Genomic DNA, 23,262 nt, shown 5'->3' on the forward strand with positions numbered 1-23,262 from the left:
CGCTACAAGGCCATGGCGAGGCGTCCGCGCGTCCGTCGTGTCATACCGATAGACGCGGATCTGAACGTAAGGACTAACACTATGAACAAGGGCACCGTGAAGTGGTTCAACGCCACCAAGGGCTACGGCTTCATCACCCCTGAGAACGGCGGCCAGGACGTTTTCGTCCACATCTCCGCCGTCGAGCGTGCCGGCCTGCGCGAGCTGCGCGAAGGCCAGGTCGTCTCCTTCGAGATGGTCGCCGATCGCAAGACGGGCAAGACCTCGGCCGGCAACCTCGTCGCCGAGTAATAATCGAATCGACCGGGTGGGCGTTCGCCCGCCCGGTCCACAATAAACCTGCCGGCGCTGTGGCTAGCGGTTCGCCGGTGGGACCGATTCTCTGATATCCAGGCCGGATACGGGCCGACGGCGCAGCCGAAACCACATGCGCCCCCCGTCATCACGGCGTCCAGAAAGCTTTTTCTTGACTAAATTCGCTGATCTCGGCCTCGCCGAGCCGCTTCTCAAGGCGCTCGCGGCCGAGAGCTATGAAACGCCCACGCCGATCCAGGCGCAGGCGATCCCCCACATTCTGAAGGGCCGCGACCTGCTCGGCGCCGCCCAGACCGGCACCGGAAAGACCGCTGCCTTCTCGCTTCCGATGCTGCACCGCCTGCTCGGCAAGCCGCGCCAGATGCCGCAGCGTGCGGTGCGCGTGCTGATCCTCTCGCCGACGCGTGAGCTCGCCGCCCAGATCGAAGCCTCGATCCGCACCTATGCGCAGTTCACCACGCTGCGTTCGACCGTGATCTTCGGCGGCGTTCCGGTCGGCAAGCAGATCCGCGCGCTCGGTGACAAGATCGACATCCTCGTCGCCACGCCCGGCCGTCTGCTCGACCTCGTCGACCAGCGCGCCGTCTCGCTGCGCGAGATCGAGTTCCTCGTCCTCGACGAGGCCGACCAGATGCTCGACCTCGGCTTCATCCATGCGCTGCGCCGCATCGCGACGCTGATCCCGAAGGAGCGCCAGACGCTGCTCTTCTCGGCGACCATGCCGAAGCCGATCCGCGACATCGCCTCCGCCTACCTCACCGACCCGGTCGAGGTCGCGGTGACGCCGGTCGCGACGACCGCCGAGAAGATCGACCAGCGCGTCATCTTCACCGAGCCCGGCGACAAGCCTGCGCTGCTGGCGAAGACGCTGTCCGTGCCGGAGATGGAGCGCGCCATCGTCTTCACCCGCACCAAGCATGGCGCCGACAAGGTCGTGCGCCAGCTCGAGCAGTCGGGTATCGAGGCGGCGGCGATCCACGGCAACAAGAGCCAGGGCCAGCGCGAGCGCGCCCTCGGCGCCTTCCGCAACGGTAGCTTGCGCATCCTCGTCGCTACCGACATCGCCGCACGTGGCATCGATGTCGACGGCGTCAGCCATGTCGTGAACTACGACCTGCCGAACGTGCCTGAGAGCTATGTCCACCGCATCGGCCGCACGGCACGCGCTGGCGCTTCCGGCGTTGCGATTGCCTTCTGTACACCGGAAGAGCGCGGCGATTTCGCGGCCATCGAGAAGCTGACCGGCGTCAAGCCGACGCCGATCGGCGAGGTGCCGTATTGGGACGGTCGCACGCCCAAGAAGCCGGCGCAGAATCGCGGCGGCCGCAGCCAGCAGCAGGCCCGCCCGCAAGGGCAGGGCAGGCCGCAGGGACAGGCCAAGCGGGCGGACGGCAAGCGCTCCGACCAGGGCGGCCACCGCAACCATGCCGGCGGCGCGCCGCGGCAGGAGCGCCAGGATCGTCCGGAGCAGCGGCAGGAGCATCGCCCCCGCACGGGCGAGCGGCAGCAGCGTCCTGAGCAGATGCAGCAACGAAAAGAAGCGACTTCCGCGAAAGAAGGGCTTGGCGGCGTCGCGTTCTTGCAGCAAAGAACACAGCAACCACGCACCGACGGCGCCCGGCGGCGCGCGCGCTGACGCGCGATCGGCCAGAACAGGGCGGGCTCATTCGTTATCCTAACGGGACGATGGCCCGCCTTTGCGCCACAGGGCTCACGAAGGACGACAGATGGCGAAAGAAGAACTGCTTGAATTCGATGGCACCGTGGTCGAGGTGCTTCCCGACGGCAACTACCGGGTCAAGCTCGACAACGACCATGTGATCCTGGCCTATGCGGCCGGCAAGATGAAGAAGAACCGCATCCGCACCATCGCGGGCGACCGCGTCATCGTCGAGATGTCGCCCTACGATCTCGATCGTGGCCGCATCAACTTCCGCCAGAAGACGGCTGGTCCCGGGCCGGGCGGCCCGCCGCGCCAGAATTTCCGCCGCCGCTGAGCGAAGCGATGCGCCTTTCGCGAAACGAGCTTCTCTTCGTCGCGCTGGGCGCCCTTCTCGGCGCCATTGTCGCCTATGCCGTGAAGGCCGGCCTCGTCGCGCGGGACGGGGCCCTCCCGCCCTTCGCCGTCGTGCTGCTCGGCCTCGGCTTCGTCGAACTGGTGTTCGGCTATGCTGCGGGCCGCTCGCCTGGCACGCTGGTCGGCATGCCCGCCCGCTTCCTCGCCTTCGTCGTCGGCGTCTGCGTCTTCCTGCTCGGCGACCGCTACGTCTGAGCGGCTGCGGCTCCGCACCATCCCATCATTGTCATTCCGGGCAAGCGAAGCGCAGACCCGGAATCCATCATCGGGCATTGTGCTTTGTGATGGATTCCGGATCGGCGCCGCTGGCGCGACTTGTCCGGAATGACGTTGGATCGGGGGCGTAATCCACCCAAGAAAAAACCCCGGCCGAGGCCGGGGTTGAAGTGGTCGTTTCCGTGGATAAAGGGTCTGCGTGAAACTCTCTGATGCATCGGCCCGAAAACTGGAATCCGGTTTTCGGACAAGCCGATGCTGCGATACCGCGCTCAGTAACGGGCGCGGGACCAGTACTGCGAGCCGGGGCTGACCAGGACCTGGCGCTGCCGCGTCTCGTAGACGGCGGGGATCTCCTCCCGCACGACCTGGGTGGGACGCACCATCACCCTGCGCTGACGCTGCGTGTAGACGGCGGGAACCGTCTCGTATTCGACGGTCGCCGGAGAAACCTCGACGCGGCGGCTCTGGTAGCCGTATTGCGCGGGCACATCGACCCAGCAGCCGACGGTCCTGCCCCAGGCATCGCGGGTCACTTCCCAGCGGCGCGTGGCGGGCGAGATCAGCACCTTCTCGGTGACGGTGTCGTAGACCGCGGCGCGGTGACGCGGAATCTGGCGGGCCGGCGCGATCATCACCGTGTCGGTGACGGTCTCGTATTCGGCCGGGACGACGTGGCGCTGCACCTGCGGCGGCTGGACCTGATAGGTTTCGTCGACGGTGCCGTAGACCGGCGGCGTGCTGACGAGGTTGTAGCAGGCGGAGCCGTGGCAACCGCCGGCCTGCGCCGCGCCTGCACCGAGGAGAAGAACGGTCGTGAGCGCCGAGGTGGCGAGGAGCAACCGGGATGAGAGCGAGCGCGCCATGATGGACCTGACCTGTCGGTTCCGGCGTCTGAGCGCCGTTCGTTGGGATCAGGAAGCCAATTTGGCGTGATGAACGCAAGGTAAACGCTAAAACAAGGTAAAATTAACCACGTCGCGCGCGCTGGCGACCTTCCTCCCGCCGCTGTTCAGGTCGATGGAATCGCTTGCTTTCCAGCGCTCAGGTCTGGCCGGGCCGGAGCTGGTAGAAGACGTGCTGGCCGATCGTGTCCATCTTCTTCAGCCGCTTCGCCCAGTAGGGGCTGACATAGCGCGCATGGTAATGCGTCGAGGCGCCGACCTCGGCGAGATAGGTCGTGCCCTCATAGACCTCGCGTGCGATCCGCACCGCATCGCGCCACGGCCCCGGTTCGGTGATGCGCAGCGACTTGCCTTCGCAGGTGAAGGTGAACTGGCAGGAGAGGTAGCGGTTGCTGTTCTGGTAGACGGTGCCGCAGACGCTGTTCGGATAGAGCCCGCTCTTCACCCGGTTGAGCACGACCTGTGCGACGGCGGCCTGCCCCTCCGGCGATTCCGAACGAGCCTCGAAATAGACCGCCTCGGCCAGGCAGCGCTGCTCGCGCGCCATGTTCTCCGGCACGATCAGCCCGGCATAGCTCTGCCGCTCGCCCGGCGTCGCGAGGCGCAGGTCTCGGGTCGCCGGCGCGGAGGCGAGCGCGATCCGCGCCTCCGGCTGCTGCGCGCCATGCGCGGGCAGGGCGGGGGGCGTCAGCTCCGCCATGGCGATCGCCGAGCGGGGCGTCGACGAGCTGCGCTGGCTGGGCGAGGGCACCGCAGGCGAGGAGCCGTCGATGCTTTCGAGATAGAGCTCGGCCTGGCGCGCCGAAGTGATCTTGGGCTTCAGCGAGACCGGCGAGGAATCGGACAGGGCCGGGTCGGTCAGGCCCTCGTCGATCGCATAGGGCTCGAAACCGCTGGGAGGGCCCTCGACCTCTCCCGCTGCGCGCATCGCATCGAGCGAGAAGCCGCCCGAGATCAGCCTGGGCTGGGTGTCGCCGAAGACGACGCGCTCGAGCTCGACGGAGGGGTGCTGGGATAGGCCGGGCCGCAGGCTCGGCAGCATGTCGCCCTTGGCCGTGCGGTCGACCTCCGGGAAGCTCGCTGCCGTGCGCTTCATGTCCTCGCGCGGCTGGCGCGGATCGACGACGATGCGCCGCTCCGGATCCTCGAAGGAGAGGCTGGCCTGCACAATGGCCGAGGACAGGGCAAGTCCCGGCAGCCGGAAGGCGCTCTCCGCCACCAGCATCGAGGGGCCTTCCGCCAATGCGGAGGCGGGGCCGGGATCGATGCGCGGGATCGCGCTGGAAGGCAGGCCGGTCGGCCCGAAATTCTGTCCGGCCGAGGCGGTGAAGGAGACCAGCAATCCGACCGACAGGGCCCAGGGCGCAGCCGTCACCGCGGCCCATCTGAGCCCCGGCGCCCGCCCGCCTCGCTTCCGCCTGTGAAGACGCAAATGACTCAAAACGACGCACCCGTCCCGACGATACGGAACGAAAGACCGCCGGCCGGAGCCGCGTCTTCGTTGGAATCCGTTATCGCCTCGGTAAGGTTGAGCGGCAGTTAACGCCGGAGGGTGTTTTTGGCCGGGCTGGAGCGTCATTGGCGTGCGAGCACCCGGGGCTTGCCTTCGGCGCCCCCCGGCACAGGTTCCGCAAAGCAATTCGCAATGACGACTCCGGCGGTCCTTTCTGATCGAAAGCTGCTCCGGCGCGGCCGCCGGCCATATCGGTCCGTGATGCCTCGTTTCACGAAAACGCGCTGGTTGCCCCCGGGGCGAGCCGCTATCGTGTAGTCACACATTCGAGGCTTCGGGGACATTCATGAGCTCCACTCCGGCAAGCTCCAAACCGGCACGCAGCTACGCTCCGGAGGTCATCGTCGCGGCCGGCTGCCTGATCGCGCTGATCACCTTCGGGCCGCGCGCCAGTGCCGGCCTGTTCCAGATCCCGATGACGCTGCAGTTCCATTGGGGCCGCGACATCTTCGGCCTGGCCCTGGCGATCCAGAACCTGCTCTGGGGCCTCGGCGCTCCCTTCGCGGGCGCCATCGCCGACCGCTACGGCACGGTGCGCGTGCTCTGCGTCGGCGCGGTGCTCTATGCCGCCGGCCTCGTCGTCATGGCCCATGCGACGACGCCGCTGCAGCTCCATCTCGGTGCCGGCGTGCTGATCGGCTTCGGCCTTTCGGCCTGCTCCTTCAACCTTGTCCTCGCCGCCTTCGGCAAACTCCTGCCGGAGCAGTGGCGGCCGATGGCCTTCGGCGCCGGCACGGCGGCGGGCTCCTTCGGCCAGTTCCTGTTCCCGCCGATCGGCAACATCCTCATCGATACGCTGGGCTGGCAGCAGGCGCTGATGGTCTTCGCCGTGACCCTGCTGCCGGTGCTGCCGATCTCGATCATCCTGGCGACGCGCAAGCTCGGCGGCTCCGGCAGCACCACCGCCAACCTGCCGAATCAGACGGTGGTCCAGGCGCTGACCGAGGCGTTCAGGCACCGCAGCTACGTCCTGCTCGTGCTCGGCTTCTTCACCTGCGGCTTCCAGCTCGCCTTCATCACCGTCCACATGCCCGCCTATCTCCGGGATACCGGCCTGCCGGCCTGGGTCGGCGGCTGGACGCTCGCCGTCATCGGCCTCGCCAATGCCGTTGGCTCGCTCTCCTCCGGCTGGCTCTCGACGCGGATGCCGAAGCGCCATCTCCTCGCCTGGATCTATCTGGGCCGGGCGGTGGCGATCGCCGCCTTCATCCTGATCCCGCCGAGCCCGCTGACGGCACTGACCTTCGGCGTCGTCATCGGCCTGTTCTGGCTCTCGACCGTGCCGCCGACCTCCTCGCTGGTCATGCTGATGTTCGGCACGAAATACATGGCGATGCTCTACGGCTTCGCCTTCTTCTCGCATCAGGTCGGCGGGTTTCTCGGGGTGTGGCTCGGCGGCGTGCTTTATGAAGCGATGGGCAACTACCAGTTCGTCTGGTGGCTCTCGGTCGCGCTCGGCGTCGCCTCGGCGCTGATCAACCTGCCGATCGTCGAACGGCCGGTCGAGCGGCCGCAGGCGCAGCCCGCCTGATCCGGAAGACGATCCCGCGCACGGCCGATGGGGTTGCGATGGCGGACCGCCGCTGCAACCTTGTCGGCTTTCGCATGTCAGTGTTCGGGAGATGGGGATGACGACGTTCAAGGCCCTGGTGGCGACCAAGGGGGAAACCGCGCCCAATCTCGCCTTCACGGATTTCGCCGAAAGCGATCTGATGGAGGGCGACGTCACCGTCCGCGTCACGCATTCGACCGTGAACTACAAGGACGGCCTCGCCATCACCGGCAAGGCGCCGGTGGTGCGCCGCTGGCCGATGATCCCGGGGATCGATTTCGCGGGCCGCGTCGAGGCCTCAGATCATCCCGGCTTCAAGCCCGGTGATCTCGTCGTCCTGAACGGCTGGGGCACCGGCGAGACGCATCTTGGCGCCTACGCACAGAAGAGCCGTGTGAAGGGCGACTGGCTGGTGCCGCTGCCGGCGGGGCTGACCCCGGCCGAGGCCATGGCCATCGGCACCGCCGGCTACACCGCGATGCTTTGCGTGCTGGCGCTGGAGAAGCATGGGCTGAAACCCGCGGACGGTCCCGTCGTCGTCACCGGCGCCGCGGGCGGCGTCGGTTCGGTCGCGATCGCGCTGCTCGCCAAGGCCGGCTGGCACGTCATCGCCTCGACCGGCCGCGCCGAGGAGGCCGATTATCTCAAGGGCCTCGGTGCCGCCGAGATCATCGACCGCAACGAACTCTCCCAGCCCGGTCGCCCGCTTGGCAAGGAACGTTGGGTGGCGGGCGTCGATGCGGTCGGCTCGCATACGCTGGCGAACCTGCTCGCCATGACGAAATATGGCGGCGCGGTTGCCGCCTGCGGCCTTGCGCAGGGCATGGATCTGCCGATGACGGTCGCGCCTTTCATCCTGCGCGGCGTCGCGCTGTTGGGCGTCGATTCGGTGATGTGCCCGAAGCCGCGTCGCCTCGAGGCCTGGCAGCGCCTCGCGACCGATCTCGACCGCGAAAAACTCGCCGTCATGACGACGACGATCCCGCTCGACGCCGTCATCGAGACCGGCAAGGCGATCGTCGAGGGCAAGGTCAAGGGGCGCGTCGTCGTGGAGATCGGCTGAGGTTCAGCCGAGCTTCGCTCCGGCGCGGCGCGCCAGGGCTTCGCGCGCTTCTTGAAACGCGGCCGTGTCGGCACGGACGGCCGCGATCAGATCGGCTGGCGCCGAGGCGGGCGAGCCGCCGCTGAAGGGAGGCTGCGGGTCGTACTCCATCTGCAGCTGCACTTTCCGCGCCCGCTCCTCGCCGAAGAGGTGAGCGGCGAGGGACAATGCGAAGTCGATTCCCGAGGTGACGCCCGCGCCGGTGATGCGGTTGCGGTCATGGACGACCCGCTCGGCGACGGGCTCAGCTCCGAGCAGGCTCAACTGTGACAGGGAAAGCCAATGGCTCGTCGCGCGATACCCCTTGAGAAGCCCCGCCGCGCCGAGAACCAGCGAGCCGGTACAGACGGAGGTGATGTAGCGCGCGCTGCCGGCCTGCTCCTGCAGGAAGGAGAGCACGTCCTCGTCCTCCATCAGCGCGCTTTGGCCTGGCCCTCCGGGAACGAAGAGGATATCGGCCTGCGGACAGTTCCGGAAATCGCAGCTTGGCAGGATCGTCAGCCCGCTGGCGTCCCGGACCGACTCCGTCGTCTTCCAGACCAGGTCGATCTTGCACTCGCGGAAGCGGGACAGGACTTCGAAAGGCCCGGTCAGGTCGAGCTGCGTCAGGCGCGGGTAGAGAAGCATCACAATCTGCATGGGCTCGGCTCCGTCGGGAAGGTGAGGCCCAGGCGCGCGGCTCATGCGTTCGCGTTTCCCGATGGTGATCCATCTCGTAGCGCCAGTCGCGCGAACGCTGCGAATGTAGAGCGCCACACCCGAGCGGGCAACGCAGTCTTTACTCCGCCCCCTCGATCAGCATCCGATGCCGCATGAGCTCATTGCTGCAGTAATCCATGAAGGCGCGCACGCGCGGGACGTGGCGGATGTCCGGATGGGTCAGCACCCACAGGCCCGTCGCGAAATCGGGATTGGGCGGCAGCAGGCGCGTGAGCCCCGGCCGCCGGTCCGCGATGAAGCAGGGCAGAGGGCCGATGCCGAGCCCCTGCTCGACGGCCTCGGTGATGCCGAGCACGGCCGAGCTCTTCAGCGCGATCCGCTCGGGCGCGACATGCTCGCGCACGAAGCGCGCCGCCTTCACATGCGAGAGCTGGTCCCCGAGAGCGACCCAGTCGCGCAGGTAGAGCCGGGCCGGGTCGGCTTTCTCCTGCGCCGTGATGCCGTCCTCGCTGCGGCCATAGATCGCCCAGGCGAGGGTGGCGATGCGCCGACCGACCAGCGTCTCGCCCGGCGTGTCGCTGGCGCGGATGGCGACGTCGGCGTCGCGCTTGGACAGATTGAGCGCCTGGTTGCCGATGACGACATCGAGCCGGATCGCCGGATGCGCCCGCCGGAAACCGGCGAAGATCGGCAGCAGCAGGTTGAGATGCAGCGTATCGGTGGTGGTGATCCTGATCTCGCCGGAGGGCGCCACGTCGCGGCCGGCGAGTCGCCGGGAAAAGGCCGTCACGTCCTCTTCCATCCGCCCGGCCAGCGCCGCCATCTCCGCGCCGGCGACGGTGGCGACATAGCCGGTCTTGCGCCGCTCGAAGAGCGGCATGCCGACCATCTCCTCGATCTGCCCGAGGCGGCGGAACACGGTGGAATGGTTGACCGCGAGCGCTCCCGCCGCACCCGTCAGCCCGCCATGGTCGGTGATGGCCTTGACCAGGCGGAAATCGTCCCAGGCGAGCTTGGAAGACATCGGTGATCTTTTCCTCCCCGCCGGCACGCAAGCCGAAATCTTGCATGGATGCAAGATGATGCCGTCCAAATCCGAACGAATGGCGACGTGCGAAACGGTCGAGCCCTCATCCTGAGGAGCCGTTCCGTAGGAACGGTGTCTCGAAGGATGCTTCACCGGGGCAGAATCCGCTGGAACATCCTTCGAGACGCCGCTGACGCGGCTCCTCAGGATGAGGGCTGTGAATTGCAGATGCGTTCTCAGCGCGGCGCGGCCGCTCGCCGCAGCCTGTCGTTGATCGCCTCGCCCAGGCCTTGCTCGGGGATGCGGGCGACGGCGATCGTCTTCCGGCCGGTCTCGTCGAGCCGGCGCAGATAACCGAACAGGTGGCTCGCCGCCTCGCGCAGATCGCCGGTCGGGCTCAGATTGAGCGCATGCGGATGGCTGTGCGTCTCCGGGCCGAAGCCGAGCCAGGCCTCGCCCTCTCGCGGCGCATCGGCATCGAGCCGGACCCGTGCGGCCGGCGCGTAATGTGAGGTGAGCATGCCCGGCGCGATCGGCGCCTGCCCGGCCTCGCCCGCCTGGACCAGCGGGCGGCCGATCACGCCTTCAAGCGCGGCGCGGGGAATTCCGCCAGGCCTGAGCAGGCGCGGCGCCCCGTCAAGGCAGGCGACGATGGTCGATTCGACTCCGACCTCGGTCGGGCCGGCATCGAGCACGGCGTCGATCCGCCCGTCGAGATCGGCCAGCACATGGGCGGCGCTGGTCGCGCTGATCCGGCCGGAACGGTTGGCCGAAGGCGCCGCGATCGGCCGCCCTGCGGCTTCGAGCACGGCATGTGCGACGGGGTGGGCCGGCACGCGCAGCGCCACGGTGGCAAGCCCGGCCCGCGCCAGATCGCTGACCGTGCAGCCCGGCGACGCCGGCACCACCAGCGTCAGCGGCCCCGGCCAGAAGGCTTGCGCCAGCGCCAGCGCATTCGCGTCGAACAGGCCCTGCCGCCGTGCGCCGGCGAGATCGGGCAGATGCGAGATCAGCGGGTTGAAGCTCGGCCGCTCCTTGGCCGCATAGATGCCGGCGACGGCCGTGCCCGCGGTCGCGTCGGCCGCCAGCCCGTAGACCGTCTCCGTCGGCAACGCGACGAGGCCGCCCGCGCGCAGGATCGCCGCCGCCTCGGCGATGCCGGCGGCATCGGCCGCGAGACGCTTCGTCGTACGGGAGAGGGAAGGAGACTGATCCACGAGGCGATTGACCGAAGATGGTTTATATATAAACTAATTACCGGGCGCGGCACGGAACGAAGGTCGCGCTCGTCTGCGCATGGCATAGGCGATAGTTCCTCGCTACCATCGCGGCAACGGCAAATTCGGGCCCGGCCGCCCCAGCGGGGCGGAAACGCGGCCGAAGGGAGACGATCATGACTTATCGCGCCCCGGTTTCGGACATGCTGGCGACCATGCGCCATGTCGCCGGCCTCGACCGGCTGATTGCGGACGGGCTGGCGCCGGAGCTCGAAGGCGGCGTCGCGGAAGCCGTGCTCGACGAGGCCGCCAAATTCGCAACCGACGTCATCGCGCCGCTGAACCGGGTCGGCGATCTCAATGGCTCGAAGCTGAAGGACGGCGCCGTCACCACGCCGCCGGGCTGGAAGGAGGCCTACAAGGCCTGGGCCGAAGCCGGCTGGAATTCGCTGCCGGCGCCGGAAGCCTATGGCGGACAGGGCCTGCCGACGCTGCTGCAATCGGCCTGCATCGAGATGTGGAACTCGGCCGCCTTCGCCTTCGCGCTCGGCCCGCTGCTGACCGTCGGCGCGATCGAGGCGCTGTACGCGCATGGCTCCGACCATCTCAAGGAGACCTATCTCGCCAAGCTCGTCTCGGGCGAGTGGATGGGCACGATGAACCTGACCGAGCCGCAGGCGGGCTCCGATCTCAACGCGCTGCGCAGCAAGGCCGAACGGGTCGGTGACGGCACCTATCGCATCACCGGCCAGAAGATTTTCATCACCTATGGCGAGCACGACCTGACCGAGAACATCGTCCATCTCGTGCTGGCGCGCCTGCCCGATGCCCCTCCCGGCACGCGTGGCATCTCGCTCTTCCTCGTGCCGAAATTCCTTGTCAATGCCGACGGCTCGCTCGGCGCCCATAACGACCTGCGCTGCTCCGGCATCGAGCACAAGCTCGGCATCCATGCCTCGCCGACCTGCTCCATGGCCTTCGGCGACAAGGGCGGCGCGATCGGCTGGCTGATCGGCGAGGAGAATCGCGGCCTCGCCTGCATGTTCACGATGATGAACAACGCCCGCTTGAACGTGGCGCTGCAGGGCGTCGCCATCGCCGAGCGGGCCTATCAGCAGGCGCTCGCCTTCGCCCATGAGCGCAAGCAGGGCACGGCGCTCGATGCGCCGAAGGGCGCCCCGATGAGCCCGATCATCGTCCACCCGGACGTCCGGCGCATGCTGATGGACATGCGCGCCAAGACGCAAGGCGCGCGCGCCATCTCCTATCAGGTCGCCGAAGCGCTCGACCGTTCGCATCGCGAGACCGACGAGGGCAAGCGCAAGGCCGCGGCCGAGCGCGCCGCCATCCTCACCCCCATCGCCAAGGCCTATGCCACCGATATCGGCATCGATGTCGCCTCGACGGGCGTTCAGGTCCATGGCGGCATGGGCTTCGTCGAGGAGACCGGCGCCGCCCAGCATTTGCGCGATGCCCGCATCGCCGCGATCTACGAGGGCACCAACGGCATCCAGGCCATCGACCTTGTGACCCGTAAATTGCCGCTATCCGGCGGCGAGGCGGTCAAGGCGCTGATCGCCGAGATGCGTGGCATCGTCGGCGAGGTCGAGCGCGCCAATAATCCGGGCTTCGGCCACGCCGCCACCCGTCTCGGCGCTGCCGTTGACGCGCTGGAGCGCGCGACGGAATGGATGCTGGCGACGCTCGGCACGAGCCAGGCCGATGCGCTGGCCGGCGCCACGCCCTATCTCAAGCTCTTCGCGCTGGCGCAGGGCGGGACGGGGCTGGCCAAGAAGGCACTCGCCACCCGCTCGGAAGCCGAAGGCACCGGCGACCTCGCCACCGCCCGGTTCTATGCCGAATACATCGCGACGGAGGCCCCGGCGCTGGAACTCACCGTGACGGAGGGCGCCGGCGCCATCGCCGACGCGGCCGCGGTCTTCGCGGCGTGAGGGCGGCCGCGCCCTGCTCAGGCAGCCGCGCTCTTGCGGACGCGGATATGCAGGAACAGCGGTGCGATATGCGTATCGGCGAGGTAGGGCTGGGCCTGCGCCGTCTCGGCATCGACGCGCGGCTCGGCCATATGCTCGATCGTCAGCCCGGCCGAGACGATCATCGCGACCCATTCGCTCAGCGTGCGGTGGAAGCGCGGCACGCGGAACGGTTCGACGCTGGCCTTGACCTCGGCCGGCGCGGCGCCGAAGCGCCAGGTTTCGATCTCGCCGTCGATGCCGTCGAAATAACGGCCGACCTCGATTCCGCGGATGGTCCCGGCCTCGTCCCGCAGCACCTTGCGATAGGGCGGGGCAAAGCACGGATGCAGGATCGAGAACTGCAGGAACCCTCCGGGTCTCAGCACGCGCGCGGCTTCCGCCAGCGCCTTGTCCTGCCGCGGCATGTCCATCATCGACATGAACGCCGTGGCGAAGTCGAAGCTTGCATCGGCGAAGGGCAGGGCGGTGCCGTCGCCCTCCCGATAGGCGATGCCGAGCGGCGCCTGCATCTCGGCCGCTTGCGCGTGGCGAATGAAGGTCGGCGCGATGTCGACCGCAGTCATGCGCGCGCCGGCCTCGGCCAGCTTGCGTGTGTTCGAGCCTTCGCCGCAGCCGATGTCGAGGCCGTCCAAGCCGGCAATATCGGGCAGGTTCGCCAGGAAGGCCGGCGTGTTCAATGCGTCGCGATAGAGGTCGTAGCCGGCGCGCGCGTGCCGGGTCCAGGTTTCGGCATTGGCCTCCCAGCAGGCCGCGACATCCGCGCTGTCCATGGTTCTGCTCCGTTGCGAGGGGAGCGGGGCTATAGAGCGACGAACCCGCTATGGCCAGCGCCGATTCGGCCGGGGCAGCCATGAGCGTCACGCAGTCATTCCTGTCCGGCCGCATCTGCCTCGTCGCCGGTGCCTCACGCGGGCTCGGGCGTGGCGTCGCCAGGGCGCTCGGCGATGCCGGCGCAACCGTCATCGTCACCGGTCGCTCCAGCGAGGCCGGGCCGCATACCGACCAGCGCCCCGAAACCTTCGAGGACGCGGCCCGCGAGGTCGAGGCCGCTGGCGGCAAGGGCCATCCCTATCGCTGCGACCACACCAATGAGCGCGAGGTCGACGGCCTCGTGTCTTGGGCCCTGCGCCGCTTCGGCCGGCTCGACTGCGTCGTCGATGCGGTCTGGGGCGGGAACGAGGGCTATGACGGCGAGCGCTATCCCGATGGCTCCGGCTACGGCACGCCGTTCTGGCGCCGGCCGGTCGCGAGGCTTGGCGAGAGCTTCGAGAGCGGCGTCTATGCCCAGCTCCTGCTGGCGCGGGCGGTCGCTCCGGCGATGGTGCAGATGCGCTCGGGCCTCATCGTCACGGTGAGCTTCGACACGGGCACCGGCTATCTCGGCGACGTTTTCTACGATCTCGCCAAGGCCGCGATGAATCGCCTGACCTTCGCGATGGCGCAGGAACTGAAGCCCTTCGGCGTCACCGCGCTCGGCCTCTCGCCCGGCCATGTCCTGACCGAGCGCGTTCGCGATGCGGGGCTGGCGGCGCAAACCACCGAGACGCCGCTCTATGCCGGCCGCGCCGTCGCGGCACTGGCCGCCGACCCCGATGCCGCGCGTCATGCCGGGCAGGTGCTGCACGTCGCCGATCTGGCGCGCGCCTATGACTTCACGGACCGGGACGGCTCGCAGCCCGGCCGCTTCATCATCACGAACCAGGAGGGAGGCGGCGATGTCGCTCAAGGGTAAGACGCTCTTCATCACCGGCGGCTCGCGCGGCATCGGGCTCGCCATCGCGCTCAGGGCAGCGCGGGACGGCGCCAATGTCACCATTGCCGCCAAGACGGCCGAGCCGCATCCCAAGCTGCCGGGCACGATCTACACCTCGGCCGCCGAGATCGAAGCGGCCGGCGGCAAATGCCTGCCGCTGATGGTCGACGTCCGCGACGAGCAGAGCGTCGCCGAGGCGATCGCCAAGACGGCCGAGACCTTCGGCGGCATCGACATCGTCGTGAACAATGCCAGCGCGATCCAGCTCACCAACACGCAGATGACCGACATGAAGCGCTTCGATCTGATGCATCAGATCAACACGCGCGGCACCTTCATGGTCTCGAAATACGCCATTCCCCATCTGGAGAAGGCGGACAACCCGCATATCCTGATGCTCTCGCCGCCGCTCGACATGAAGACGCAGTGGTTTGCGCCGCATCTGGCCTATTCCATCGCGAAATACGGCATGAGCCTGTGTGTGCTGGGTCTGGCCGGCGAGCTGGCCCGCCAGGGCATCGCCGTCAACGCGCTCTGGCCGCGCACGACGATCGCCACCGCCGCCGTCCAGAATCTGCTCGGCGGCGACAAGATGGTGCAGGCCAGCCGCACGCCGGAGATCCTGGCCGACGCCGCGCATATGATCTTCTCGAAGCCCTCGCGCGAGTTTTCCGGCAACTTCCTGATCGACGACAGCTTCATGGCCGGCGAGGGGGTAACCGACTTCACGCCCTACCGCGTCGACCCGTCAGTGCCGCTGATGCCGGACTTCTTCGTCCCGGCCGATAGCAAGCCACCGCAGGGCGTGAAGGGCGGCGTCTGAGGAAGGTCACACGCCGTCCTGCTCGGGCTTGACCCGAGCATCTCATGACAAGGAGGCTCCTGAGCCTTTCCTGAAAAGAGATTCTCGGGTCTGCGCTTCGCTTCGCCCGAGAATGACGCTCTTTTAAGTTTCCGGTTTTCGGGCGCGGGCCGACCGTCATCGGTTTGACATCCGCCTCGGATCGGAGTTCCTGCCGGTTTCCCTCCTGACCGTGCATCGAGATTCGCGCCCATGCTGATGATCCACGGCATCTGCCCCGACTCGCGCGACAAGCTGCGCTCGGCGACGCTCGGGCCGGCAGAAATCTTTTCAGCCGATACGGTCTGGATCGACCTGCTCAACCCGACGCCCGAGGAGGACAAGCGCGTCGAGGAACATCTCGGCATCTCGATCCCGACACGGGAGGAGATGCACGATCTCGAGCCCTCCGAGATCATCTATACCGAGAACGGCGCGCATTACATGACGGCGCGCGTGATCTGCCAGTCGGAAACCATCGTCCCCAAGCTGGCCGACGTCACCTTCATCCTCACCGAGAAGGCGCTGGTGACGGTGCGCTATGACGAGCCCGGCGCCTTCAACATCTTCCTCAACCGCGCGACCAAGCCCGGTGGCTGCGGCGAGCAGCCGGAGGCGGTGCTCGACGGGCTGATCGAGGCGATCGTCGACCGCGCGGCCGAGGTGCTGCGTGGCGTCGGCGACAAGATCGACATGGCATCGCGCCGGATTTTCGCCGGGCGGGCGCAGGACGTCGAGCAGGGGGGCGTCTATCAGGTGGTGATCCAGCGGATCGGCCAGCACGAGCACATCATCTCGAATGTCCGCGAGAGCATGATGTCGGTCGAGCGCGTCCTGCTCTTCCTCTCGGCCAACTACAAGCGCCCGAAGAAGGCCCAGACCGGCTTCTCCGCCGAATGGCGCTCGGCGGTGCGCGACGTGCAGGCCATCGAGGAACATGCGACCTTCCTGTCGAACAAGCTCCAGTTCATGCTCGACGCGACGCTCGGCCTCGTCTCGATCGAGCAGAACAAGATCATCAAGCTGTTCTCGGTCGTCTCGGTGGCGCTGATGCCGCCGACGCTGATCGCCTCGATCTACGGCATGAACTTCAAGGCCATGCCGGAACTCGACTGGCAGTGGGGCTATCCGCTGGCGCTGGTCTCGATGGTGCTCTTCGCGGTGTTGCCCTATCTGTTCTTCCGCTGGAAGAAGTGGCTGTGAGCGACTGCCCGGCTACAGCCAGCCATTGCGCTTGAAGCGCCAGTACAGCACGGCGCAGGAGGCAAGGATCACCACCAGCACGCCGTAATAGCCATAGGGCAGTTCCAGCTCCGGCATGTTCTTGAAGTTCATGCCGTAGATGCCGGCGACCGCGGTCGGCACGGCCAGGATCGCCGCCCAGGAGGCGAGCCGCTTGGTGATCGCGTTCTCCTGGCTCTGCCCGACCAGCAGGCTCGCCTCGAAGGCGAAGGCCAAAACCTCGCGCAGGCTGTCGATCTTCTCCTGCACGGTGCGGACATGGTCGGTCACGTCGCGGAACATCGGCGCGAGTGTCGGCCGGACCTGCGGCACCGTGCCGTTCATCAGGCGCTGGCAGACATCGACCAGCGGCGCCACCGCATTGCGCAGGCGCAGCAGGTCGCGCCTGAGCATGTAGAGCCGCTCGATGTCCGAGCGCGCCATCGGCTTGGCCAGCACCTTGTCCTCGATTTCCTCGACCTCGTCATGAATGGCCTCGAGCACCGGCATGTAGTTGTCGACGATGAAGTCGAGGATGGCGTAGAGGATGAAGTCCTCGCCCTTCGCCAGCGAGGTCGGACACGTCTCCCAATGCTGCCGGACCGAGGTGTACGAGGTCGAGGCGCCGTGCCGGACGCTGACGATGTAGCCGCGGCCGAGGAAGATATGCGTCTCCCCGAAGGCGATGCGCCCCTCGATCAGCTGCGCGGTGCGTGCCACCACGAAGAGGGCGTCGCCATATTGCTCGAGCTTCGGGCGCTGATGGGCGTTGGTCGCGTCCTCAACGGCGAGCGGATGCAGGTTGAATTGCCGCTGGACGCAGTGGAGCAGGGCGGCGTCGGGCTCCAGCAATCCGATCCAGACAACGTGGTCGTCCTTGCGCGACCACTCGCCGGCCTCCTCGACGGGGACGTCGGCGACGCGCACGCCATGGGCATAGACGCTGGAGGCGACGACGCCGGCCGCATGGGGATGGCCCGGCTCGGCCGGGGCAACGGAGGGTGAGGGTTCGGGCGCCGTCCTGGCGGCGAACCTGACCTGTGAAGCCGTCATGCGATCACCTCGTCTTTCGCGGGATCACCTTAGGGCAGGCTAGAACGCTTCGACCTTCGGGGAAATCATTTTTGCGGCAAAAAGAATTTCCGGCCTTCGCGGCGGAGGGGGGCGCCGACGCTCTTGCTGTAAGTGGATCAATCCTCTCTTTTTGCGCCAGTTGGGAGAATATTTTTGGCGCCGGTGCAGCCAAAGACGGAAGCCTCCGCTTTTGCGAAAATCGCGCCAGATCGTATATATAGCGCGTATCTTCAGCCATTTGCGGCGATTGACGAGCTCTTGCCATGACAACATCGATATCCCGGAGCGGTTCGTCCGCTGCCGGCGCTAAGCCGTTCTATTCCAACTTCGGCTTCCAGGTTTTGACCGCGATGGTGGTCGGGCTCGCGCTCGGCTGGGTCGCGCGCAACATCGGCCCGGATGCGGCCGGACAGCCCAACTGGCTCACGACCACGCTCGCGACCACGGGCTCGATCTTCGTGCAATTGCTGCAGGCGCTGGTGCCGCCGCTGATCTTCACGGCGATCGTCGCCTCGATCAGCAATCTGCGCCAGCTCTCCAACGCAGCCGCGCTGGTCTGGCAGACTCTGCTCTGGTTCGCCGTCACCGCTTTCATCGCGGTGCTGATCGGCATCGCGCTCGGCCTTCTGATCCAGCCCGGCATCAATGCCGGCGTGGTCGCCGCCAGCGCCAAGGCGCCGGGCACGGTCGGCTCCTGGCTCGACTTCCTGAAGGGGCTCGTGCCCGCCAACATGCTCGGCCTGCAGGCGACGACGCGGGTCGACGGTGGCGGTGCGACCACCCGCCTCGGCTTCAACGTGCTGCAACTGTTGGTGATCTCGATCGTCGTCGGCGTCGCCGCGCTGAAGGTCGGCGAGCGCGCCAACAGCTTCCTTGCCCTCAACGAGTCGTTCCTGGCGATCGTCCGCAAGATCCTGTGGTGGGTGATCCGGCTGACGCCGATCGGCACCGTCGGCCTGCTCGGCAATGCCGTGGCGCAATATGGCTGGCAGACGCTGGAGCAGCTCTCCTGGTACGCCTTCGCGATCTATCTCGGCCTCGCCATCGTCCTGCTCGTCGTCTACCCGACCTTGCTCGTCCTGCACGGGCTTTCCCCGGCGCGCTTTTTCGCGGGTGCCTGGCCGGCGATCCAGCTCGGCTTTGTCTCGCGTTCCTCGATCGGCACCTTGCCGGTGACCGAGGCCGTGACTGAGAAGAGCCTCGGCGTGCCCCGCGAATACGCTGCCTTTGCCGTGCCGCTCGGCGCGACGACGAAAATGGATGGCTGTGCCGCGATCTACCCTGCGATTTCCGCGATCTTCGTCGCGCAGTTCTACGGCGTGCCGCTCGGCATCCAGGAATACGTCCTGATCGCCTTCGTCTCGGTGATCGGCTCGGCCGCGACCGCCGGCCTCACCGGCGCGACGGTGATGCTGACGCTGACGCTTTCGACGCTCGGCCTGCCGCTGGCCGGTGTCGGCCTGCTGCTCGCCATCGACCCGATCCTCGACATGGGCCGCACGGCGGTGAACGTCGCCGGCCAGGCGCTGGTGCCGACCCTCGTGGCCAAGCGCCAGGGCATGCTCGACCAGGCGCAATACGATCGCGCCGGCGATATCGACGCGATCGACGCGACGCCGCGGGCGGCGTGAAGCTGAAGGGCCTGAGGCGGCTGCCGCCTCAGGCCATCACCTTGGCGACGACCTGCTTCAGCGCCGACCCGTCGCGCTCGAGCCAGCCGGGAACTGGCAGGTTCTTCGAACGCAGGAACTCCGGGTTGAACAGCTTCGACTGGTAGCGCGTGCCGTAGTCGCACAGCACCGTCACGATGGTATGGCCCGGCCCCATCTGCTGCGCCAGCCGGATCGCACCGGCGACGTTGATGCCGGACGAGCCGCCGAGGCATAAGCCCTCATGCTCCAGCAGGTCGAAGACGATCTGCACCGCCTCCGCATCCGGGATCTGGAAGGCGGCATCGACGGGTGCATCGACCAGATTGGCGGTGATCCGGCCCTGGCCGATGCCCTCGGTGATTGAGGAGCCCTCCGACTTGAGGACGCCGCTGGTGTAATAGGAATAGAGCGCCGCGCCCATCGGATCGGCCAGTCCGATCGTCACCTTCGGATTGCGAGCCTTCAGCGCCATGCCGACGCCGGCGAGCGTGCCGCCCGAGCCGACCGCGCAGATGAAGCCGTCGACCTTGCCTGCCGTCTGCTCCCAGATCTCCGGGCCGGTGGTGTCGAGATGGCCCTGCCGGTTCGCGACATTGTCGAACTGGTTGGCCCAGATCGCGCCGTTGGGCTCGCTCTTCGCCAGTTCCTCGGCGAGGCGGCCCGAGACCTTCACGTAATTGTTCGGGTTGGCGTAGGGCGCAGCCGGCACCTCGACCAACGTCGCGCCGGCCAGCCGCAGCATGTCCTTCTTTTCCTGGCTCTGCGTCTCCGGGATGACGATGACCGAGCGATAGCCCAGCGCATTGCCGACGAGCGCGATGCCGATGCCGGTATTGCCCGCCGTGCCCTCGACGATGACGCCGCCCGGTTTCAGCTGCCCCTTCGCCTCGGCGTCGCGGATGATGGCGAGCGCGGCGCGGTCCTTCACCGATTGGCCGGGATTCATGAATTCGGCCTTGCCGAGGATGGCGCAGCCGGTTTCCGCCGAGGCGCGCTCGAGCTTGATGAGCGGGGTGTTGCCGATGGCTTCGATGACGCCGTCGCGGATAGTCATGGCCGGATTTCCCAATTCGTCCCTGACCTGATAGGCGAAAGCCTCGTTCCCGTCATCAGCAGGCCGGCTCTGCGCCGGAGATTGTCACGATGCCCGCCGCCCGATCGAATCCGCCTCCGGATGCTTCGCCTCGCCTTGCGATGAACGAAGTCCTGACCATCGATCGCCTCGGCCAGAAGGGCGATGGCATCGTGCAGGCGCCCGCCGGCAGCATCTTCGTTCCCTATGCGCTGCCGGGCGAGACCGTGCGCGCCGTGGTCGATGGCGATCGCGGCCAGCTCGTCGAGATCATCGCGCCCTCCGAATCCCGCATCGCGGCGATCTGCCCGCTCTTTACCCGTTGCGGCGGCTGTGCTGCGCAGCACATGGCGCCGGGCCTCTATCGCGAATGGAAGCGCCAGCAGGTCGTGACCACGCTGAGCCGCGCCGGCATCGAGGCGCCCGTGGCCGATCTCGTCGACGCCCATGGCGCCGGGCGCCGCCGCGTCACCTTCCATGCCCGCCGCGAGGGCGAGGCGATGGTCGTCGGCTTCATGGCGGCGCGCAGTCACGATCTGGTTCCTGTCGAGGCCTGCCCGGTGTTGGCGCCGGGCCTCGACCGGGCACCAGCCGCCGCTCAGATGTTGGCGAACCGGATGGGCGGGGCGAACAAGCCGCTCGACATCCAGATCACCGCCTCCGAAGCGGGGCTCGACGTCGATATGCGCGGCCACGGACCGCTCGGCGACAAGCTCAGGCTCGCCTTGACTCAACTGGCCGAGCGGCTCGACCTCGCCCGGCTCTCCAACCATGGCGAGATCGTCGTCGAGCGCCGTCCGCCCTTGCAGCATATGGGCAAGGCGCTCGTCGCCCCGCCGCCCGGCGGCTTCCTGCAGGCGACGGTGCTGGGGGAGGAGATGCTGGCGAATCTCGTCACGGCGGCTCTGCCCAAGGGCAAGCGCGCCGCCGACCTCTTTGCCGGCTGCGGCCCCTTCAGCTTCCGCATCGCCGAGCGCATGCAGGTTCTCGCCGTCGAGAGCGACAAGGCCGCGATGCTGGCGCTGGCAAAAGGTTTCGGCGCGACGCCGGGGCTCAAAGCCATCGCGACCGAGACGCGCGACCTCTTCCGCCGCCCGCTGCTGGAGCATGAGCTCAACGGTTTCGACGTCGTCGTGCTCGACCCGCCGCGTGCCGGCGCCGAGGCCCAAGCGAAGCGGCTGGCGGCCTCGAAGGTCAGGGACGTGATCTACGTCTCCTGCGATGCCGGCAGCTTCGCGCGCGACGCTGCGACGCTGGTTGCGGGCGGATATGCGCTGGAAGGCGTGACGCCGGTCGATCAGTTCCGCTATTCCGCCCATGTCGAGCTCGTCGGCGTGTTCCGGCGCGGCAGGAAGGGCTAGGACTTCAGGATGAGCGCAATTCTCGATCGCATGGCCGGCATCGTCGGCGCGAAGAACATCGTCACCGATGCCGACGCCATGGTGCCCTATCTCAAGGAATGGCGCGATCTCTTTCGCGGCAAGGCGCAAGGCATCGTCCGCCCCGGCTCGACGGCTGAGGTCGCCGAGCTGGTGAAGCTCGCAGCCGAGACCGGCACGACGCTGGTGCCGCAGGGTGGCAATACCGGACTCGTCGGCGGCCAGATCCCGATCGCCGAGGGCAGGGAGATCATCCTCTCGTTGCAGCGTCTCGACAAGGTCCGCGCGGTCGATACCGATGGCGACACCATGATCGTCGAGGCCGGCGTCACGCTGAAGCGGGCGCAGGATGCGGCCGAAGCGGCCGGGCGTCTCTTCCCGCTCTCGCTGGCCTCGGAAGGCTCCTGCACCATCGGCGGCAACCTCTCGACCAATGCCGGCGGTACCGCCGTGCTGGCCTATGGCAATGCCCGTGAGCTCTGTCTCGGCCTGGAAGTCGTGCTGCCCGACGGCCGCATCTGGAACGGCCTGCGCCAGCTCCGCAAGGACAACACCGGCTACGATTTGAAGGATCTCTTCATCGGCGCCGAGGGCACGCTCGGCATCATCACGGCGGCCGTGCTCAAGCTCTTCCCGCTGCCGGCAGCGCGGGCCACCGCCTTCCTCGCCGTGCCGGACCCGGAAGCGGCGCTGGAACTGCTCAACGCCGCCAAGGCCGGCGCCGGCGGCACGCTCACCACCTTCGAATTGATGCCGCGCATCGGCCTCGATTTCGTCCTGCGCCACGCCTCCGGCACGCGCGATCCGCTCTCCGAGCCGTCGCCCTGGTATGTGCTGATGGAGGTCTCGGCCCAGTCAGCCGCCGGGCTCGACGAGCATGTCGAGGCCTTCCTCGGCGATGCTCTGGAGAAGGGCATCGTCACCGATGCCGCGCTCGCGGGTTCGCTGACCCAGCGCGCCGATTTCTGGAAGCTGCGCGAGATGATGTCGGAGGTGCAGACCTATGAGGGCGGCTCGATCAAGCACGACGTTTCCGTGCCGGTCCATGCCCAGCCGGAGTTCCTGAAGCGCGCCATCGCGGTGGTCGAGGCGATGGTGCCGGGCTGCCGGCCGGTGCCCTTCGGCCATCTCGGCGACGGCAACATCCATTTCAACGTCAGCCAGCCGGTCGGCGCCGACAAGGCGGCCTATCTCGCCGGCTGGAGCGAGATGAACGAGGCGGTCCACGCCATCGTCACGGAGCTGCACGGTTCGATCTCGGCCGAGCACGGCATCGGTCGGCTGAAGCGCGACCTGCTGCCGGGCGTGAAGGACCCGGTCGAGCTCGACCTGATGCGCGCGATCAAGCAGACGCTCGATCCCAGGGGCGTGCTCAATCCGGGCGCGATGCTGGCGCAGCGCTGAGCCTGCCGGGCGTGCGTCATGCTCGGGCTTGACCCGAGCATCTCATGACGAGGAGGCTCCGGAGCCTCCTCCTGAAAGAGTTTCTCGGGTCTGCGCTCCGCTTCGCCCGAGAATGGCGGCGACTTGGCGGGCAGCCTGCCGCGCACAAAATCCCTTATCGGCGGCTCTGCCTAAAAAACTGGCAGGACGGCCTTCCCGCCTGATTGACCGCTTTCGGGCCCCTCTTTAGCCTTTGAAGCACAATCAAAAATCGGGGGTCGGCTCAGATGATCGGCGTGGTGCGTGGGG

21 protein-coding genes and 1 riboswitch are annotated in these 23,262 nt (G+C 67.6%); of the genes, 13 read left to right on the forward strand and 8 right to left on the reverse strand.

Annotated elements, in window-relative coordinates; all coding sequences use genetic code 11:
- Positions 1-81: 81 nt before the first annotated feature.
- The 4 genes from GY40_RS09305 (at position 82) to GY40_RS09320 (ending at position 2,587) form a co-directional block, all read left to right on the forward strand.
- Positions 82-291: a cold-shock protein gene (locus GY40_RS09305; protein WP_038361128.1), complete on the forward strand. Its 210-nt coding sequence runs from the start codon at positions 82-84 to the stop codon at positions 289-291.
- A 175-nt stretch (positions 292-466) separates the two neighbouring features.
- Positions 467-1,951, forward strand: coding sequence for a DEAD/DEAH box helicase (locus GY40_RS09310; RefSeq protein WP_038361130.1), 1,485 nt, complete (start codon positions 467-469; stop codon positions 1,949-1,951).
- A gap of 91 nt (positions 1,952-2,042) precedes the next feature.
- Positions 2,043-2,312: a translation initiation factor IF-1 gene (gene infA / locus GY40_RS09315; RefSeq protein ID WP_038361133.1), complete on the forward strand. Its 270-nt coding sequence runs from the start codon at positions 2,043-2,045 to the stop codon at positions 2,310-2,312.
- 8 nt (positions 2,313-2,320) lie between these two features.
- Positions 2,321-2,587: a hypothetical protein gene (locus GY40_RS09320; protein WP_038361134.1), complete on the forward strand. Its 267-nt coding sequence runs from the start codon at positions 2,321-2,323 to the stop codon at positions 2,585-2,587.
- 293 nt (positions 2,588-2,880) lie between these two features.
- On the opposite strand, the gene GY40_RS09325 is transcribed toward GY40_RS09320, so the two are convergent.
- Together GY40_RS09325 and GY40_RS09330 are read right to left on the reverse strand one after the other, a co-directional pair.
- Entirely contained in the window at positions 2,881-3,474 is a 594-nt protein-coding gene (locus GY40_RS09325) for a hypothetical protein (RefSeq protein ID WP_051987715.1), read from the reverse strand.
- Between the two features lie 178 nt (positions 3,475-3,652).
- Entirely contained in the window at positions 3,653-4,888 is a 1,236-nt protein-coding gene (locus GY40_RS09330; protein ID WP_038361135.1) for a cell wall hydrolase, read from the reverse strand.
- Positions 4,889-5,312: 424 nt separating this feature from the next.
- Between GY40_RS09330 and GY40_RS09335 the strand changes: the two genes are divergently transcribed.
- Together GY40_RS09335 and GY40_RS09340 are read left to right on the forward strand one after the other, a co-directional pair.
- Positions 5,313-6,557: an MFS transporter gene (locus tag GY40_RS09335; protein ID WP_038361136.1), complete on the forward strand. Its 1,245-nt coding sequence runs from the start codon at positions 5,313-5,315 to the stop codon at positions 6,555-6,557.
- A gap of 97 nt (positions 6,558-6,654) precedes the next feature.
- Positions 6,655-7,641 carry an acrylyl-CoA reductase (NADPH) gene (locus tag GY40_RS09340; protein WP_038361137.1) on the forward strand — a complete coding sequence of 329 codons (987 nt, stop codon included), beginning with the start codon at positions 6,655-6,657 and terminating at the stop codon, positions 7,639-7,641.
- A 3-nt stretch (positions 7,642-7,644) separates the two neighbouring features.
- On the opposite strand, the gene GY40_RS09345 is transcribed toward GY40_RS09340, so the two are convergent.
- From GY40_RS09345 to GY40_RS09355, 3 genes are all read right to left on the reverse strand, one after another.
- On the reverse strand, positions 7,645-8,319 hold the full coding sequence (locus GY40_RS09345) for a DJ-1/PfpI family protein (RefSeq protein WP_038361139.1): 675 nt from the start codon (positions 8,317-8,319) through the stop codon (positions 7,645-7,647).
- Between the two features lie 19 nt (positions 8,320-8,338).
- Positions 8,339-8,419: riboswitch (ZMP/ZTP riboswitch) on the reverse strand.
- Positions 8,420-8,458: 39 nt separating this feature from the next.
- Positions 8,459-9,364 carry a LysR family transcriptional regulator gene (locus tag GY40_RS09350; RefSeq protein ID WP_038361141.1) on the reverse strand — a complete coding sequence of 302 codons (906 nt, stop codon included), beginning with the start codon at positions 9,362-9,364 and terminating at the stop codon, positions 8,459-8,461.
- A gap of 239 nt (positions 9,365-9,603) precedes the next feature.
- Entirely contained in the window at positions 9,604-10,584 is a 981-nt protein-coding gene (locus GY40_RS09355) for an L-threonylcarbamoyladenylate synthase (protein WP_038361143.1), read from the reverse strand.
- A gap of 176 nt (positions 10,585-10,760) precedes the next feature.
- On the opposite strand from GY40_RS09355, the gene GY40_RS09360 reads away from it, so the two are divergent.
- A complete protein-coding gene (locus tag GY40_RS09360) occupies positions 10,761-12,536 on the forward strand; it encodes an acyl-CoA dehydrogenase (protein WP_038361145.1) in 1,776 nt (591 codons plus the stop codon).
- A gap of 17 nt (positions 12,537-12,553) precedes the next feature.
- Here GY40_RS09360 and GY40_RS09365 read toward each other — a convergent pair whose 3' ends face one another.
- Positions 12,554-13,348: a class I SAM-dependent methyltransferase gene (locus tag GY40_RS09365; protein WP_038361146.1), complete on the reverse strand. Its 795-nt coding sequence runs from the start codon at positions 13,346-13,348 to the stop codon at positions 12,554-12,556.
- A 50-nt stretch (positions 13,349-13,398) separates the two neighbouring features.
- On the opposite strand from GY40_RS09365, the gene GY40_RS09370 reads away from it, so the two are divergent.
- The 3 genes from GY40_RS09370 (at position 13,399) to GY40_RS09380 (ending at position 16,375) form a co-directional block, all read left to right on the forward strand.
- Complete coding sequence (locus tag GY40_RS09370; protein ID WP_248311133.1) at positions 13,399-14,310, forward strand: SDR family NAD(P)-dependent oxidoreductase; 912 nt, start codon at positions 13,399-13,401, stop codon at positions 14,308-14,310.
- Positions 14,294-15,154: an SDR family oxidoreductase gene (locus GY40_RS09375; protein WP_038361147.1), complete on the forward strand. Its 861-nt coding sequence runs from the start codon at positions 14,294-14,296 to the stop codon at positions 15,152-15,154. Before GY40_RS09370 ends, GY40_RS09375 begins: the two co-directional genes overlap by 17 nt.
- A 231-nt stretch (positions 15,155-15,385) precedes the next feature.
- Positions 15,386-16,375, forward strand: coding sequence for a magnesium transporter CorA family protein (locus GY40_RS09380; protein ID WP_038361150.1), 990 nt, complete (start codon positions 15,386-15,388; stop codon positions 16,373-16,375).
- 12 nt (positions 16,376-16,387) lie between these two features.
- Here GY40_RS09380 and corA read toward each other — a convergent pair whose 3' ends face one another.
- Positions 16,388-17,446, reverse strand: coding sequence for a magnesium/cobalt transporter CorA (corA, locus tag GY40_RS09385; RefSeq protein ID WP_038361152.1), 1,059 nt, complete (start codon positions 17,444-17,446; stop codon positions 16,388-16,390).
- Positions 17,447-17,730: 284 nt separating this feature from the next.
- Here corA and GY40_RS09390 point away from each other — a divergent pair, with 284 nt between their 5' ends.
- Entirely contained in the window at positions 17,731-19,098 is a 1,368-nt protein-coding gene (locus tag GY40_RS09390; protein ID WP_038361155.1) for a dicarboxylate/amino acid:cation symporter, read from the forward strand.
- A 28-nt stretch (positions 19,099-19,126) separates the two neighbouring features.
- Here GY40_RS09390 and GY40_RS09395 read toward each other — a convergent pair whose 3' ends face one another.
- Positions 19,127-20,173 (reverse strand): cysteine synthase A, encoded by a 1,047-nt coding sequence (locus GY40_RS09395; RefSeq protein ID WP_038361158.1) that lies wholly within the window; start codon positions 20,171-20,173, stop codon positions 19,127-19,129.
- Between the two features lie 140 nt (positions 20,174-20,313).
- Between GY40_RS09395 and GY40_RS09400 the strand changes: the two genes are divergently transcribed.
- Positions 20,314-21,552, forward strand: a complete 1,239-nt coding sequence (locus tag GY40_RS09400; protein ID WP_038361161.1) for a class I SAM-dependent RNA methyltransferase — start codon at positions 20,314-20,316, stop codon at positions 21,550-21,552.
- 9 nt (positions 21,553-21,561) lie between these two features.
- A complete protein-coding gene (locus tag GY40_RS09405; RefSeq protein ID WP_038361164.1) occupies positions 21,562-22,974 on the forward strand; it encodes an FAD-binding oxidoreductase in 1,413 nt (470 codons plus the stop codon).
- Positions 22,975-23,262 lie beyond the last annotated feature (288 nt).

This window comes from Allobosea sp. UNC402CLCol, assembly GCF_000745475.1.
GTDB lineage: Bacteria > Pseudomonadota > Alphaproteobacteria > Rhizobiales > Beijerinckiaceae > Allobosea > Allobosea spartocytisi.